13 protein-coding genes are annotated in these 13,410 nt (G+C 60.4%); 5 read left to right on the top strand and 8 right to left on the bottom strand.

Annotated features, from left to right (window positions below; genetic code table 11):
- Nucleotides 1-23 precede the first annotated feature (23 nt).
- From JNB91_RS08110 to JNB91_RS08095, 4 genes are read left to right on the top strand one after another with little or no spacing between them, the layout of a single operon-like run.
- Nucleotides 24-1,037 carry an ABC transporter substrate-binding protein gene (locus JNB91_RS08110; protein WP_220325007.1) on the top strand — a complete coding sequence of 338 codons (1,014 nt, stop codon included), beginning with the start codon at nt 24-26 and terminating at the stop codon, nt 1,035-1,037.
- The gene (locus JNB91_RS08105; RefSeq protein ID WP_220325006.1) at nt 1,034-2,065 is read left to right on the top strand and encodes a FecCD family ABC transporter permease; all 1,032 of its coding nucleotides are present in this window, start codon (nt 1,034-1,036) and stop codon (nt 2,063-2,065) included. The genes JNB91_RS08110 and JNB91_RS08105 overlap by 4 nt, the downstream gene beginning before the upstream one ends.
- On the top strand, nt 2,062-2,835 hold the full coding sequence (locus JNB91_RS08100; RefSeq protein ID WP_223218101.1) for an ABC transporter ATP-binding protein: 774 nt from the start codon (nt 2,062-2,064) through the stop codon (nt 2,833-2,835). The genes JNB91_RS08105 and JNB91_RS08100 overlap by 4 nt, the downstream gene beginning before the upstream one ends.
- A 9-nt stretch (nt 2,836-2,844) precedes the next feature.
- Entirely contained in the window at nt 2,845-3,624 is a 780-nt protein-coding gene (locus JNB91_RS08095) for a class I SAM-dependent methyltransferase (protein ID WP_220325005.1), read from the top strand.
- On the opposite strand, the gene gmk is transcribed toward JNB91_RS08095, so the two are convergent.
- The 7 genes from gmk to fabD form a co-directional block, all read right to left on the bottom strand.
- Complete coding sequence (gene gmk, locus JNB91_RS08090; RefSeq protein ID WP_220325004.1) at nt 3,625-4,302, bottom strand: guanylate kinase; 678 nt, start codon at nt 4,300-4,302, stop codon at nt 3,625-3,627.
- Nucleotides 4,303-4,305: 3 nt separating this feature from the next.
- The gene (locus JNB91_RS08085) at nt 4,306-5,193 is read right to left on the bottom strand and encodes a YicC/YloC family endoribonuclease (RefSeq protein WP_220325003.1); all 888 of its coding nucleotides are present in this window, start codon (nt 5,191-5,193) and stop codon (nt 4,306-4,308) included.
- Between the two features lie 52 nt (nt 5,194-5,245).
- The gene (gene mltG, locus JNB91_RS08080; protein WP_220325002.1) at nt 5,246-6,517 is read right to left on the bottom strand and encodes an endolytic transglycosylase MltG; all 1,272 of its coding nucleotides are present in this window, start codon (nt 6,515-6,517) and stop codon (nt 5,246-5,248) included.
- Between the two features lie 109 nt (nt 6,518-6,626).
- Nucleotides 6,627-7,889: a beta-ketoacyl-ACP synthase II gene (fabF, locus tag JNB91_RS08075; RefSeq protein WP_220325001.1), complete on the bottom strand. Its 1,263-nt coding sequence runs from the start codon at nt 7,887-7,889 to the stop codon at nt 6,627-6,629.
- Between the two features lie 117 nt (nt 7,890-8,006).
- Nucleotides 8,007-8,243, bottom strand: a complete 237-nt coding sequence (locus JNB91_RS08070; protein WP_003502080.1) for an acyl carrier protein — start codon at nt 8,241-8,243, stop codon at nt 8,007-8,009.
- Between the two features lie 285 nt (nt 8,244-8,528).
- Nucleotides 8,529-9,266 carry a 3-oxoacyl-[acyl-carrier-protein] reductase gene (fabG, locus tag JNB91_RS08065; protein WP_220325000.1) on the bottom strand — a complete coding sequence of 246 codons (738 nt, stop codon included), beginning with the start codon at nt 9,264-9,266 and terminating at the stop codon, nt 8,529-8,531.
- Nucleotides 9,267-9,282: 16 nt separating this feature from the next.
- Nucleotides 9,283-10,251, bottom strand: coding sequence for an ACP S-malonyltransferase (gene fabD, locus JNB91_RS08060; protein ID WP_220324999.1), 969 nt, complete (start codon nt 10,249-10,251; stop codon nt 9,283-9,285).
- A gap of 267 nt (nt 10,252-10,518) precedes the next feature.
- Between fabD and JNB91_RS08055 the strand changes: the two genes are divergently transcribed.
- Entirely contained in the window at nt 10,519-11,562 is a 1,044-nt protein-coding gene (locus JNB91_RS08055) for an aldo/keto reductase (RefSeq protein ID WP_220324998.1), read from the top strand.
- A 14-nt stretch (nt 11,563-11,576) separates the two neighbouring features.
- Here JNB91_RS08055 and JNB91_RS08050 read toward each other — a convergent pair whose 3' ends face one another.
- A complete protein-coding gene (locus JNB91_RS08050) occupies nt 11,577-13,214 on the bottom strand; it encodes a peroxidase family protein (protein ID WP_220324997.1) in 1,638 nt (545 codons plus the stop codon).
- Between the last annotated feature and the right edge of the window lie 196 nt (nt 13,215-13,410).

Here is a 13,410-nt window from a genome sequence, read left to right as displayed (position 1 = left end):
TCCGTCATCCGAAAGGACTGGACATGAAATACGGCCTGATCGCCGCTCTTGTTGCGCTTCCCCTCACCGCCCTCACCTCCACGGCATTCGCCGCCCCGACCGCCTACCCGCTGACGATCGAGAATTGCGGTTCGAATGTCGTCATAGACAAGGCTCCGCAGAAAGCCGTCGGCCTCGGCCAGAACAGTACCGAAATCCTGCTGATGCTCGGCCTTGCCGACCGCATGGCCGGTAGCGCCATCTGGGTCTCGCCGGTTCTGCCGGAGCTTGCCGCCGACAATCAGAAGGTTCACCGAATCGCCAACAGCACGCCGAATTTCGAGGCGGTTGTCGCGCGTGAGCCGGATTTCATTGCCGCCCAGTTTCTCACCTCTGTCGGGCCGCAGGGCCGTGTCGGCACGCGCCAGCAGTTTGCCGATCTTGGCGTACCGAGCTACGTGTCTCCCACCGATTGCGCGGTGACGGATAATGCGATTTCGGATGGCTCGCGCAAGAAGATGTTCTCGATGGAGCTTCTCTATCAGGAGATCGACGAGCTTTCGCGCATCTTCGATGTGGCCGATCGCGGTGAAAAACTGATTGCCGAGATCAAGGCGCGCGAAGCTGCCGTACGCGCACGTGTCGCCGACAAGGCGAAGGATGTCAGCCTCGTTTACTGGTTCTCCTCGCCGGAAATCACCGGTGACGCATGGGTGGCCGGCAAAAACGGCGCATCCGGTTACATCACGCAGGTTCTCGGTGCGAAGAACATCGTCGCATCGGAGCAGGAATGGCCGCTGGTCGGCTGGGAGGCGATTGCCGCCGAAAATCCGACGGTCATCGTTATCGGCACGATGGACCGCCGCAACCAGCCTGCCGATGATCCGGTTGCCAAGAGGCAGTTCCTCACCACGGACCCGGTCGTCAGCAAGCTCGATGCCGTCGAAAAAGGCCATATCGTCGAGATGGACGCCCAGGCGATGAACCCGACCATCCGCACGATCAACGGGCTTGAAACCGTTGCGACATCCCTCGAAAGCTTTGGATTGCTGAAGTGACGCCATCCCGCATCAGGCTATTGGCCGCCGGCACTGCCGGCGTCCTTTTGGTGCTCGTCGCGCTTCTCGTCGCGATCACCGCAGGCGTGGCGATCGGCGAGATGACCATTCCGATGAAGACAACGGCTGCTGCGGTGACCAACCGTCTCGGCCTCACGGATATCGCCGTGCCGCGTATCCAGGAAGCGGTTATCTGGGATTATCGCCTGTCGCGCTCGCTGGTTGCCGCCTTCTGTGGCGCTGGCCTGGCGCTGTCCGGCGCGATCCTGCAGTCGCTCTTGCGCAATCCGCTGGCTGAACCCTATGTCCTCGGCATATCGGCTGGCGCCTCCACCGGTGCCGTCTCGGTCATGCTGCTCGGTTTTGGTGCGGGCGCGATCTCGCTGTCGGCAGGAGCTTTCGCCGGTGCGCTCCTCGCCTTCGCCTTCGTCGTTATGCTCGCCAGTGGGCGGCAGACGGCGGACAGGACGATCCTTGCCGGTGTCGCGGCCTCGCAGCTCTTCAATGCGCTGACTTCCTATATCGTCTCAACCTCGGCCAATGCCGAACAGGCGCGCAGCGTAATGTTCTGGCTGCTCGGCAGCTTTGCCGGGGTGCGCTGGCCGGATGTGGCGCTTGCCGCCTCCGTCGTCAGCATCGGGCTTGTCGTCTGCATCTGGCATTCCCGCGCCCTAGACGCCTTCACCTTCGGCGAAGACGCCGCCCGCTCGCTCGGCATCGCCGTCCAGCGGGTGCGGGTCGTGCTTTTGCTCGTCACCGCGCTGATGACCGCCACGATGGTCAGCATGGTCGGCGCGATCGGCTTCGTCGGTCTCGTCATCCCGCATGCAGCCCGCTTCATCGTCGGCCCGGGACATATGCGGCTCCTGCCCGCCTGCGCCCTTGTCGGCGCCCTGTTCATGGTGGTTGCCGATATCGTCTCGCGCATCATCATCGCGCCGCAGGTGCTTCCGATCGGCGTCGTCACGGCGCTGGTCGGCGTGCCGTTCTTCTCGGTCATCCTCTACCGGGCAAGGAGGGGCGCATGAGCGCTCATTCCATGCTTGCTGCCAATGCGGTGCGCTGGCTTGCCGGCCGCAAGGTTATCGTCGACGGCGTTTCCGTGTCGGTAGAACCGGGCCAGACGCTCGGGCTGATCGGCCCGAACGGATCGGGCAAATCCTCGCTCATCCGTCTCCTGGCGGGTCTCAGGGCTCCGGCCGAGGGCGACGTCATGCTCGACAACCGCAAGATCTCCGGCTTCGGCCGACGCGAGCTTGCCCGCCGTGTCGCCGTCGTCGAACAGCATTCGATGACCGAGGCGAATGTCACGGTGCTCGATGTGGTGAAGCTCGGGCGGACACCGCACCGCTCCGCACTTTCCCTCTGGACCGGTGCCGATGACGAGATCGTCGAGAATGCGCTCGTCCGTGTCGGGCTGACCGACCGGCGCGACCAGTTCTGGCATACGCTGTCGGGCGGCGAGCGGCAGCGGGTCCAGCTTGCCCGGGCGCTGGCGCAGTCACCGTCCGTCCTTATCCTCGACGAGCCGACCAATCATCTCGACATCCAGCACCAGATCGACATCCTGCGGCTGGTCGAGGATCTGTCGGTGACCACGGTCGTCGCCATCCACGACCTCAACCTCGCCGCCCGCTTCTGCGATCGCATCGCCGTGCTGTCGGAAGGAAAACTCGTCACCTGTGGACCGCCCGCCGAAATCCTGACCGAAAAGATGATTGCCGACGTCTTCGGGGTAGAGGCACATGTCTCCACCTCCGCCCATCACGGCCGTCTTCATATTCAATTCCTGATGTAGGGCATCGACATGCAGAACTGGTCCATCAAGGACGATATCCGTGATTACTGGAGCCTGCGTGCGCAGACCTATGATGCCAGCCCCGGCCATGGCATAGCCAGACATGCGGAGATCGAAGCCTGGAGCCAGTTGATCCGCCGCCATCTCGGTGACGGGAAAGACAGGAAGGCGCTCGATCTCGCCTGCGGCACGGGCGTGATGACCATGCTGATGCACGGCCTCGGCTTCAAGGTGACTGGGCTGGACTTTACCGAGCCGATGATGGCGCGTGCAAGACGCAAGTCGGATGATGCGAATGCCTCGATCCGGTTCCTGACGCGCGATGCGGAAGAGACGATGGAGCCGGACAATACATACGATGTCATCATCACCCGACATCTTGTCTGGATGCTCACCGATCCCGACAAGGCATTTGCCGACTGGATGCGTATTCTAAAGCCCGGCGGACGCCTTTTGATCATCGACGGCGACTTCGTCCGCAAGCACTGGCTGGAGAAACTAATTCCCCTGCTCGATCGTGTTTTCGGCAGACAACAGGATGGTCACAGTCTGCTGACGCCGGAGCAATGGCAGCATCATGAGCGCATCGTCGGTCAGGTGCATTTCAACAACGGCATCCGGTCAGATGACACGGTGCAGCTTTTCGAGAACGCCGGCTTTGGTGAACTGAAGATCGATACGAATCTCGCCGACATTCGTCGTAGCCGCGGGATCAAGCTCCTGTCGCGCAAGGGGCTCACCTCGACGCTGCAGCACCGTTTCGCGATTTCGGGGCAGAAGCCGCTCTGATCAGAGGTTGGGCTCTTCGGTCAAAAGCGTGCCGACAAATTCGAACAGACCATGACGGCGGTCGCGGCGGACGCGCTCGGCGTTGACGATGCAGTTGACGTTGCGAAAGGCTTCGTCGAGATCGTCGTTGACGATGACATAGTCATATTCGCGCCAGTGCTCGATCTCGGAGCGCGAGTTCAGCAGGCGCGTGCGGATAACCTCTTCACTGTCTTCCGCGCGGCGGTGCAGGCGCGACTGCAGTTCGGTCATGGTCGGCGGCAGAACGAAGATCGAGACGATATCGGCCTTCATCTTTTCCTGCAGCTGCAGGGCGCCCTGCCAGTCGATATCGAATAGCATGTCGCGACCATCGGCCATGGCGGCTTCGACCGGCTCGCGCGGCGTGCCGTAGAAATTGCCATGCACTTCCGCCCATTCCAGAAGCTCGCCGCTGTCGCGCATGCGCTCGAACTGCGGAATGGTGATGAAGTGGTAGTGCTTTCCGGCAATCTCGCTCGGACGACGCTGGCGGGTCGTCACGCTGATGGAGATTTCCAGATTGCCGTCGTTTTCCAGAAGGTTGCGGGCAATGGTGGACTTGCCGGCGCCGGAGGGAGACGAGAGCACCAGCATCAGCCCCCGACGGGCAATGCTGCTTTGCGTCTTGGCGGGCTGGTTGGACGGTGCCGGGCTCATCTTTTACTCCAGATTCTGGACCTGTTCGCGGAACTGGTCGATCACGACTTTCAGTTCGATGCCTGCAGCCGTTACAGCAGCAGAATTGGATTTGGAACAGATGGTATTCGATTCCCGGTTAAATTCCTGTGCAAGGAAGTCGAGCTTGCGGCCGATCGGCCCGCCCTTTTCGAGAAGTTCGCCAACGGCGGCCACATGGCCCTTCAGCCGGTCGATCTCTTCGCGCAGGTCTGCCTTGGTCGCCAGCAGCGCCACTTCGGCATAAAGCCGGTCGCGATCGAGCGCTGCCTTGTCCTGCATGATCTGGTCGAGCTGCAGGTTCAGGCGGCGTGCGATCTCGTCGGGCGAGCGCGATGCATCGGTCTCGACGATATGGGTCAGCTCGGCGATGCGAGCGACATGGGCCGCAAGCACGGCGCGCAAAGCCGCGCCTTCTGTCTCGCGCATGCGCTTGAGGTTGGAGAGCGCCGTCTTAAGGCCGGACAGGATCGCCGCATCACGGGCGAGAAGCGCGTCCTCACCATCCTCCTGCTCGCGGATATCGACGAGGCCGCGTATCGAGATCAGCGTATCAAGGCGCAGCGGCGACGGATCGATGACATCCTTCAGCTCATCGCGAAGGGCAAGCACGGCGGCCAGCGCATCACGATTGACCACGGCTTCCATGCGCGTCTCGTCGACCGATATCGACAGGGATGCCTGGATATTGCCGCGGGAAAACGCCTCGCCGATCATACGGCGGGTGTCCGGTTCCAGCCGCTCGAGACCCGGCGGCAGGCGAAGCCTGACATCCAGGCCCTTGCCGTTGACGGATCGGAGTTCCCAAACGAAGCGGCTACGCCCGCTGACCCCTTCGCTGCGCGCAAAACCGGTCATCGACTGCAATGTCATTCAATTCACTCCAAGTGCGAACCACCGGCCATCAACGCCGGTGGCATCCACCTCAATTTGCGGGCTTTTCGGCATCCGCGCCGTCCGGCTGGCCGTCAACAACCTCTTCCGCCGCGTTTGCGGCGGCGGCGGTGCCAGCCTTGCGCTCGGCTTCGATCCGGCGCCAGCGACGCACATTTGCGTTATGCTCTTCCAGCGTCGGTGCAAAAACGTGACCACCGGTTCCGTCGGCTACGAAATAGAGATCCTTGGTGCGCCACGGATTGGCGACCGCTTCAAGCGCCGCACGGCCCGGATTGGAAATCGGCGTCGGCGGCAGGCCCTTGATCTTGTAGGTGTTGTAAGGCGTCTCTTTCTGCAGATCCGACCGGTAGATCGGGCGATCCGACGGTTTTCCATCACCACCGAAGATGCCGTAGATGATCGTCGGGTCGGACTGAAGGCGCATGCCCTTCTGCAGGCGGTTGAAGAAGACCGAGGCGACATGGGCGCGTTCGTCATCCTTGCCGGTCTCGCGCTCGACGATCGAGGCCAGTACGACAAACTCTTCCTTCGTCTTGATCGGCAGGTCCGGATCGCGGCGCTCCCAGATCTGGTCGATCAGCTTCTCCTGAGCAGCGTGCATCTGCGACAAGATTTCGGACCGGTTGGTTCCGCGGGAGAACTTGTAGGTATCCGGGCGAAGCGTGCCTTCCGCCGGAAGATCGGCAGGCAGATCACCTTCGAGGATCGTGTCTTCCCTCAGCCTCAGCGCCATCTGACGGACGGTCAGGCCTTCCGGCATGGAGATCGAATAAAGGATCGACTTGCCGGATTCCAGAAGATCAGCGATCTCCTGCATCGAGGCATGGGCCTTGATCTCGTATTCACCGGCCTTGAGGCTGCGGCGGTTTGCAGCCAAACCGGCGTAACCGAGATTGACCGAGGTGACGTAACGGAAGACCCGCGCGTCCTCGATGATCTCGTTGCGCTCGAGGCTCGTGGCAATCTCGGCAATGCCTGCGCCATCGCGCACGACAAAATTGGTGTTGGCTGCGAGCGGCCCCGGACCATGATATGTCGACAGCGCGTAATAGAAGATCGCTGCGCCCGCCAGACACACGAGAACAAGCATCGTCATCACGAAGTTGAAAAAGATGATGACCTGGCTGCGGGCTTTCTTGGAACGTCGCGGCGGATCCGGCACGCGCTCGGGCTTCAGGGCTTCGTTCGGCGACTTCGGAATGATCGGACCGCGGCTGCTGCCGTTGTTGGCTGGATTGCTACCGCCGGGCGGAAGCTCGCCACCATTATCGGAATTGCTCAACCGCACCCCCCTTTGCATTAACTGGAATCACTGCCCGCTGTTTGACCAAGCAATACGGCAAAAAGCAGGTTCAGAACATGGTGTCGGCCAGACTGTAGCGCCCAGCCGACGATGGAGGCGATCACATTTACGCGTCGTAACGCTTCAGAACCAGCGACGCATTGGTGCCGCCAAAACCGAAGGAGTTCGACAGCGCGACATTGACGTCACGCTTGCGGGCCTGATGCGGCACCAGATCGATCGCGGTCTCGACATCGGGATTGTCGAGATTGAGGGTCGGCGGCACGATGTTGTCGCGGATCGCCAGCGTCGCGAAGATCGCCTCGACGGCACCTGCGGCACCGAGAAGATGGCCGATCGCCGACTTGGTCGAGGACATGGAGACCTTGGAAGCCGCATTGCCGACCAGACGCTCGACAGCGCCGAGTTCGATCGTGTCGGCCATGGTCGATGTGCCATGGGCGTTGATGTAGTCGATGTCGGCAGCCGACAGACCGGCACGCTTCAGCGCCATGGTCATGCAGCGGAATGCGCCCTCGCCGTCTTCCGACGGTGCAGTGATGTGATAGGCGTCACCCGACAGACCGTAGCCGACAACTTCGGCATAGATTTTTGCGCCGCGCGCCTTGGCGTGTTCCAGCTCTTCCAGAACAACCACGCCTGCGCCCTCGCCCATGACAAAACCGTCGCGGTCGCGGTCATAGGGGCGCGAAGCCTTCGTCGGATCGTCGTTGTGCTGGGTCGACAGCGCCTTGCAGGCGGCAAAGCCGGCAAGACCGATACGGCTGACGGGCGATTCAGCACCGCCGGCAACCATCACGTCGGCATCGCCGAACATGATCAGCCGGGCTGCATCACCGATCGCGTGCGCGCCGGTGGAACATGCCGTGACGACCGCGTGGTTGGGACCACGGAGCTTGTGCTTGATGGAAACCTGGCCGGATACGAGATTGATCAGACGGCCGGGAATGAAGAAAGGAGAGATACGGCGCGGCCCCTTGTCGCGGAGCGTGTAGCCCGCCTCGACAATGCCTTCGAGACCACCGATGCCGGAGCCGATCAGCACGCCGGTCATGATCTGGTCTTCATCGGTCTGAGGATGCCAGCCGGCGTCTTCGAGCGCCATATCGGCGGCGGCCATGCCGTAGAGGATGTAGGGATCGACCTTGCGCTGCTCTTTCGGCTCCATCCACTGATCGGCATTGAACGTGCCGTCGGAACCGTCGCCGACCGGGATGCGGCAGGCAATCTTTGCAGGCAGATCGTCGACTTCGAATTCGGTGACCAGTCTTGCACCGCTCTGGCCGGCGAGAATACGCTGCCAGGTAACTTCCGTTCCGCATCCAAGCGGTGATACCATGCCGGTACCGGTGATAACGACACGCCTCATCGCCAACAACCCACCCCGTATTTCATGATCCATTTGCTGAAACGGCCCGAACTAGCGGGCCGTCATGTGAGATCGATGCCCGCCAAAAGCGGGCGATCGTCCCAGATATGTCGTCGATTAGGCCTGGGCCTTTTCGATGAACTTGACAGCGTCGCCGACGGTCAGGATCGAGTCAGCAGCGTCGTCCGGGATTTCAACGCCGAACTCTTCTTCGAACGCCATGACCAGTTCGACGGTGTCGAGCGAATCCGCACCCAGATCGTCGATGAAGCTTGCGCCTTCAACAACCTTGTCGGCATCGACGCCGAGATGATCAATAACAATTTTCTTAACGCGTTCTGCGATATCGCTCATGTCGGTTTCCTCGACCTTTATCTTTCATCGGATGCCGATGTGGCATCCTCGTCCTGTTAAACCTTCAACTGCACCTTCACGGGTGCCGATGTCGGCAAACCCCGCCACCCCTTTTCCGGTTCCGTAACGCATTGCTCACGCAATGTGACGACCTGAATTTCAGGGTGACTTTTCACAGTCATGGCCCGATTAACACGGTTTGACTGTTCCGAAAAGCCAGAATTTGTTCCATCCCACAGCGCAGAACCCTTGTTCTCCACTGGTTTTACGAACAAAGACCGGCAATCAGATCATTGCCATGCCACCATTGACGTGCAACGTCTGGCCGGTGACGTAACCTGCCTCGTCCGAAGCAAGGTAGAGAACGGCGGCTGCGATGTCCGATCCGGCGCCCATGCGCTTCATCGGGATCGCTCCCATAATGGCTTCCTTCTGCTTGTCGTTCAGCTTGCCGGTCATGGCGCTTTCGATGAAGCCCGGAGCCACGCAGTTGACCGTGACGTTGCGGGTGGCGATTTCCTGGGCGAGCGACTTGGAGAAGCCGATCATGCCGGCCTTCGACGCGCAGTAGTTGGTCTGGCCCGGATTGCCGGTCACACCGACGATCGAGGTGATGTTGATGATGCGGCCATGGCGGCGGCGCATCATCGGATGGGTCAGCTCGCGGGTCAGGCGGAAAACCGAGGTCAGGTTGACTTCCAGAACCGCATCCCAGTCCTCGTCCGACATGCGCACGAAGAGGCCGTCCTTGGTGATGCCGGCATTGTTGACGAGAATGTCGACGCCGCCCAGAACCTCTTCAGCCTTCTCGCCGAGCGCCTTGACTTCAGCGCGGTCGGAAAGATTTGCCGGGAAGATGTGGACGCGTTCGCCGAGTTCGGCGGCCAGTGCTTCCAGCTTTTCGACGCGGGTGCCGTGCAGGCCGACGATGGCGCCCTGTTTGTGGAGAAGGCGGGCGATCTCTTCGCCGAGGCCGCCTGTAGCACCCGTGACAAGAGCCTTGCGGCCGGTCAGATCAAACATATCGAAATCCTTTTCTTCAGCCGAGAATGGCGGCGATTGCCGCGTCGATATCGGCCGGGGTGTTGATGGCTACGCCGGAAATATTCTTGTCGATGCGGCGGGCAAGACCCGTCAGCACTTTTCCGGAGCCGATTTCATAAAGCGTGGTGATGCCATTGGCGCCGAACCACTCGACGGTTTCGCGCCAGCGGACCTGGCCGGTGACCTGGGTCACCAGCAACCCTGCGATCTCTTCGGCATCGGAAACCGGAGCGGCGCGCACATTGGCGACGACCGGGACGACCGGGCTCTTCTTCTCGACCTTGGCGAGCGCATGACGCATCGCGTCGGCGGCCGGCGCCATCAGGTCTGAATGGAAGGGAGCGGAGACCGGCAGCATGATGGCGCGCTTGGCCCCCTTTTCGGTCGCAAGCGCCGCAGCCTTCTCGACAGCCGCCTTGGAGCCGGAGATGACGAGCTGACCGCCGCCATTGTCGTTGGCGATCTGGCACACGCCCTCTGCCTTTGCCTCGGTGCAGATGGCATCGACGTCACCGTGTTCGAGGCCGATGATCGCAGCCATCGCGCCCTGCCCGACCGGAACGGCCGACTGCATGGCATCACCGCGGATGCGCAGAAGCCTTGCGGTATCCGACAGCGAGAAGGTGCCGGCAGCACAGAGAGCCGAATATTCGCCGAGCGAATGGCCGGCGACATAGGCGACCTTGTCGGCCAGCTTGAGACCGCGGGCTTCGAGCACACGCATCGTGGCGATCGAAACCGCCATCAGCGCCGGCTGGGCATTTGCCGTCAGCGTCAGCGTATCTTCCGGGCCATTCCACATGATGTCGGAGAGTTTCTGGCCGAGCGCCTCGTCGACCTCCTCGAAAACCGCGCGGGCTTCCGGGAATGCTTCAGCGAGATCCTTGCCCATGCCGACGGCCTGGCTGCCCTGACCGGGGAATGTGAATGCAATGCTGGATGAATTGCGCTCTGAAGTGCTCATGGGGGATAATCCTTCCCTTATGTTTTGCCTCTCCATTCACATTTGAACCTTGAGAGTCAAGGGCGACACCCTTCGGCTGCCCTGCCATTCCAAAGCAAATCGGCCTTGAGCGACGGTTTGTCGAAGTGGTTTGGGGCGAAATCACGACCGGGCCTGTCAAGTTGATCGCGCGATGCCCTTGCGATTCATCAACCGGGCGCTAAAGTCCCCCGCCTTGCCTTTCCTCCCGGCCCCTCCCACCCGGCCTCCTCATCCAGGACTGCATTGATGAAATACAACAAACTCGGCCGCACAGACTTTTCCGTGTCCGAAATCTGCCTCGGCACCATGACCTGGGGCACCCAGAACACCGAAGCCGAAGCGCATGCCCAGATGGATTATGCCGTCGAACACGGCGTCAACTTCTTCGATACGGCTGAACTTTATCCGACGACGCCCGTCAGCGCCGAAACCTATGGCCGCACGGAACAGTATATCGGCACATGGCTGAAGAAACGGGCCAAGCGCGACGACATCGTGCTCGCCACCAAGATCGCCGGCGCCGGTCGTCCGCATATCCGTGAAGGCCGCCCGATCGAGGCTGCGACCATTCGCGAGGCCGTCGATGCCAGCCTCAAGCGCCTGCAGACCGACCATATCGATCTTTACCAGATCCATTGGCCGAACCGCAGCCATTATCATTTCCGCAATTCCTGGACTTTCGATGCCTCGACACAGGATCGCGAGCAATCGATCGCCGAGATTACCGAAAAGCTGCAGACGCTCGACGACCTCGTGAAGGCCGGAAAGATCCGCGCGGTCGGTCTTTCCAACGAGACCGCCTGGGGCACGATGCAATATCTGCGCCTGGCGGAAGAAAAGGCGCTGCCGCGCGTCGCCTCGATCCAGAACGAATACAATCTGCTTTACCGCACCTTCGATCTCGATCTCGCCGAAGTCGCCCATCACGGCGATGTCGGGCTGCTTGCCTATTCGCCGCTGGCAGCCGGCCTGCTGACCGGCAAATATCTTGATGGCTCAAGGCCTGCCGGATCACGCGCAACGATCAACACCGATCTCGGCGGCCGCCTGCAGCCCAAGCAGGAACCGGCGGTCAAATCCTATGTCGAAGTTGCCGGTAAACACGGTCTCGATGCCGCACAGATGGCGCTCGCCTTCTGCCTGGAACGCCCCTTCATGGCCTCCGTCATCATCGGCGCCACGACGATGGAGCAATTGAAGACGGATATCGGTGCCGCAGAGATCACGCTATCGGACGACGTGCTGAGCGATATCGCAGAGGTCCACCGCCACTATCCGATGCCGATCTGAGGCCCGATTGGCAATCAGACCAAGCCCGCCGACGCGGGCTTGGCGACAATCCCGTCAAAGTCGTCTCCCTTGACGGGAAGACCCGACAATCTGATAAGCGTCGACAATCCCCACTCGTTATTGTCCGGCGCATGCTCAGGTCCAGGGTGATCGATGTTGTCGTCGGGCCGTAGCAGCGGATCGTCACTCGGGTGCCAACCGGGCTCTATATTGAACCACGATAAAGGATCGCCTTTCAGCAGGCCTGCAAAGGTCGCACAGACGATGATCGAGCCGACCAGTCCAAGCCGTAGACCGGCGCCGCCGGAGCTTCCCTCATCAGCAGCCTCCTTGAGGATGTAGTACCAAAGCGTCTTGGGCTCTTCGTCAGTTATTACGATCGGCTCAAAGCCTAGAGCCTTGGCAACATCAGCACCCGCGGGCAGGCTCATCTTGACCCCACGAACGAGATTGCGCGCAGCGAGTACATTGAGCACCCTCTTTGGGTTACCAGGCTTGTCTGGATCCTGCGGCATGTGAAGCAATGCGCGGGACAGCTTGGTGTCGAATGCCCTCGCCCTCTGCGGAAATAATCCCTTTGCGGAAGACCCCATGTTCAAGAACCAATCCCATTGAACGATCCGCCTCACCGTCAAAGCCCTGCCACCGCCGATATCGTTGTCAGGTCTCGTCGAAAAGATGGGAAAGAACTTTCCAAAACCCGCTGCAGGCCTGAAGCTGTTCGTCTGGTATGCGTTTCGCACCAGCGTATGGCCGAACCGGTAGGCTGCAACCGAAAACTCCACCGGCATGAAGGGCTGGTGCTTCCAGTGGAAGACATCATCCTTGTAGCCGAGCTTCCAAATCAGCCTGTGGTCCGGCTGCTCCTCTTTCGTCAGCGCTATTTTGTGGACATCCGGATGAGATATTCGCTTCACATAGTCGTTCCAGACAATCCATTGATACAGCCACTTCAATGTCTTTCGAGCGCGTTCAAACAACAGCCCGCCAGTGAGCGCGTCGCCACCCGGCTGGCTCCGCGCGCGATCCACCAACTCGTTATGCGCCAGAAGAAAGGCCGTGTGGATCTGTGCAACAATGGCATTTTCATCGTTGCGCGGATCTCCGAGCAATGCGGCCCCGGCACTGTTGCGCGGCAAATCGTGAATGGATGCGGGAATTCCCTCAAAACCTGGATCAGAGACAGGCGAGGTCAGAAATTTCCCGGTAAATCCGCGGTCACCATGCTCGTAGATATACGGCTGCGCATCGGGTCCAAGCCCGTAAAGACAGTCCAGATCAAGGCGTGGAGTGCGAAAATTGAGAAGCCGGTTGGGATCACTTTCCGCATCGCTCAAGGGTGTTACGTCCAGCGTAATATCATGATCGACGAACTGACCGAAATAGACATAACCTGAAGGCAAGGACGAATTACCATTGCCCACCACACCGGCCGCACCGGATGTTTCAGCCTCCGCCAGTTCGTCAGGTGTGCCATCCACAGCTTCAGACATGAGGCGGGAAGCAACTTCGAGGAAATGCTCTTCCAGCTTGTGAGCCTGGATATTTGGCGGCCCCCACGGCTCAAGTTCAGGAAAAAGCCTTCCGAACCCTCCCTGATAGAACTTCGAGCGCGGCGCGACGACGTCGAAAACCTTCGTTCCATGCTGCATTTCACCCTCCCAAGGACAGAACAATTTCCGCCACCATTTTAAGAGGAACCGCTAAAATACGCAATTATAGATTTGCAATCATAGTTTTGCACACTTAATAAGTGCACGTTGTTGCGATAGAACACCTCGCCTCTTGCCTTTCCGCCAAAAATCCGTATAAGCCGCCGTGTTCGAAACACCCGGTCTTCTGGCTGGT

Origin of the sequence: Aliirhizobium wenxiniae (assembly GCF_019511445.1) — a bacterium.
Lineage (GTDB): Bacteria > Pseudomonadota > Alphaproteobacteria > Rhizobiales > Rhizobiaceae > Neorhizobium > Neorhizobium wenxiniae_A.
Note: the sequence above shows the minus strand (reverse complement) of the source record. Positions and strands in the feature narration are given on the sequence as shown.

Coding starts and splice junctions, on each gene's coding strand:
- JNB91_RS08110 (WP_220325007.1), top strand. CDS start 24: ATGAAATACGGCCTGATCGCCGCTCTTGTTGCGCTTCCCCTCACCGCC.
- JNB91_RS08100 (WP_223218101.1), top strand. CDS start 2,062: ATGAGCGCTCATTCCATGCTTGCTGCCAATGCGGTGCGCTGGCTTGCC.
- JNB91_RS08095 (WP_220325005.1), top strand. CDS start 2,845: ATGCAGAACTGGTCCATCAAGGACGATATCCGTGATTACTGGAGCCTG.
- gmk (WP_220325004.1), bottom strand. CDS start 4,302: ATGAGCCCGGCACCGTCCAACCAGCCCGCCAAGACGCAAAGCAGCATT.
- JNB91_RS08085 (WP_220325003.1), bottom strand. CDS start 5,193: ATGACATTGCAGTCGATGACCGGTTTTGCGCGCAGCGAAGGGGTCAGC.
- mltG (WP_220325002.1), bottom strand. CDS start 6,517: ATGCAAAGGGGGGTGCGGTTGAGCAATTCCGATAATGGTGGCGAGCTT.
- fabF (WP_220325001.1), bottom strand. CDS start 7,889: ATGAGGCGTGTCGTTATCACCGGTACCGGCATGGTATCACCGCTTGGA.
- JNB91_RS08070 (WP_003502080.1), bottom strand. CDS start 8,243: ATGAGCGATATCGCAGAACGCGTTAAGAAAATTGTTATTGATCATCTC.
- fabG (WP_220325000.1), bottom strand. CDS start 9,266: ATGTTTGATCTGACCGGCCGCAAGGCTCTTGTCACGGGTGCTACAGGC.
- fabD (WP_220324999.1), bottom strand. CDS start 10,251: ATGAGCACTTCAGAGCGCAATTCATCCAGCATTGCATTCACATTCCCC.
- JNB91_RS08055 (WP_220324998.1), top strand. CDS start 10,519: ATGAAATACAACAAACTCGGCCGCACAGACTTTTCCGTGTCCGAAATC.
- JNB91_RS08050 (WP_220324997.1), bottom strand. CDS start 13,214: ATGCAGCATGGAACGAAGGTTTTCGACGTCGTCGCGCCGCGCTCGAAG.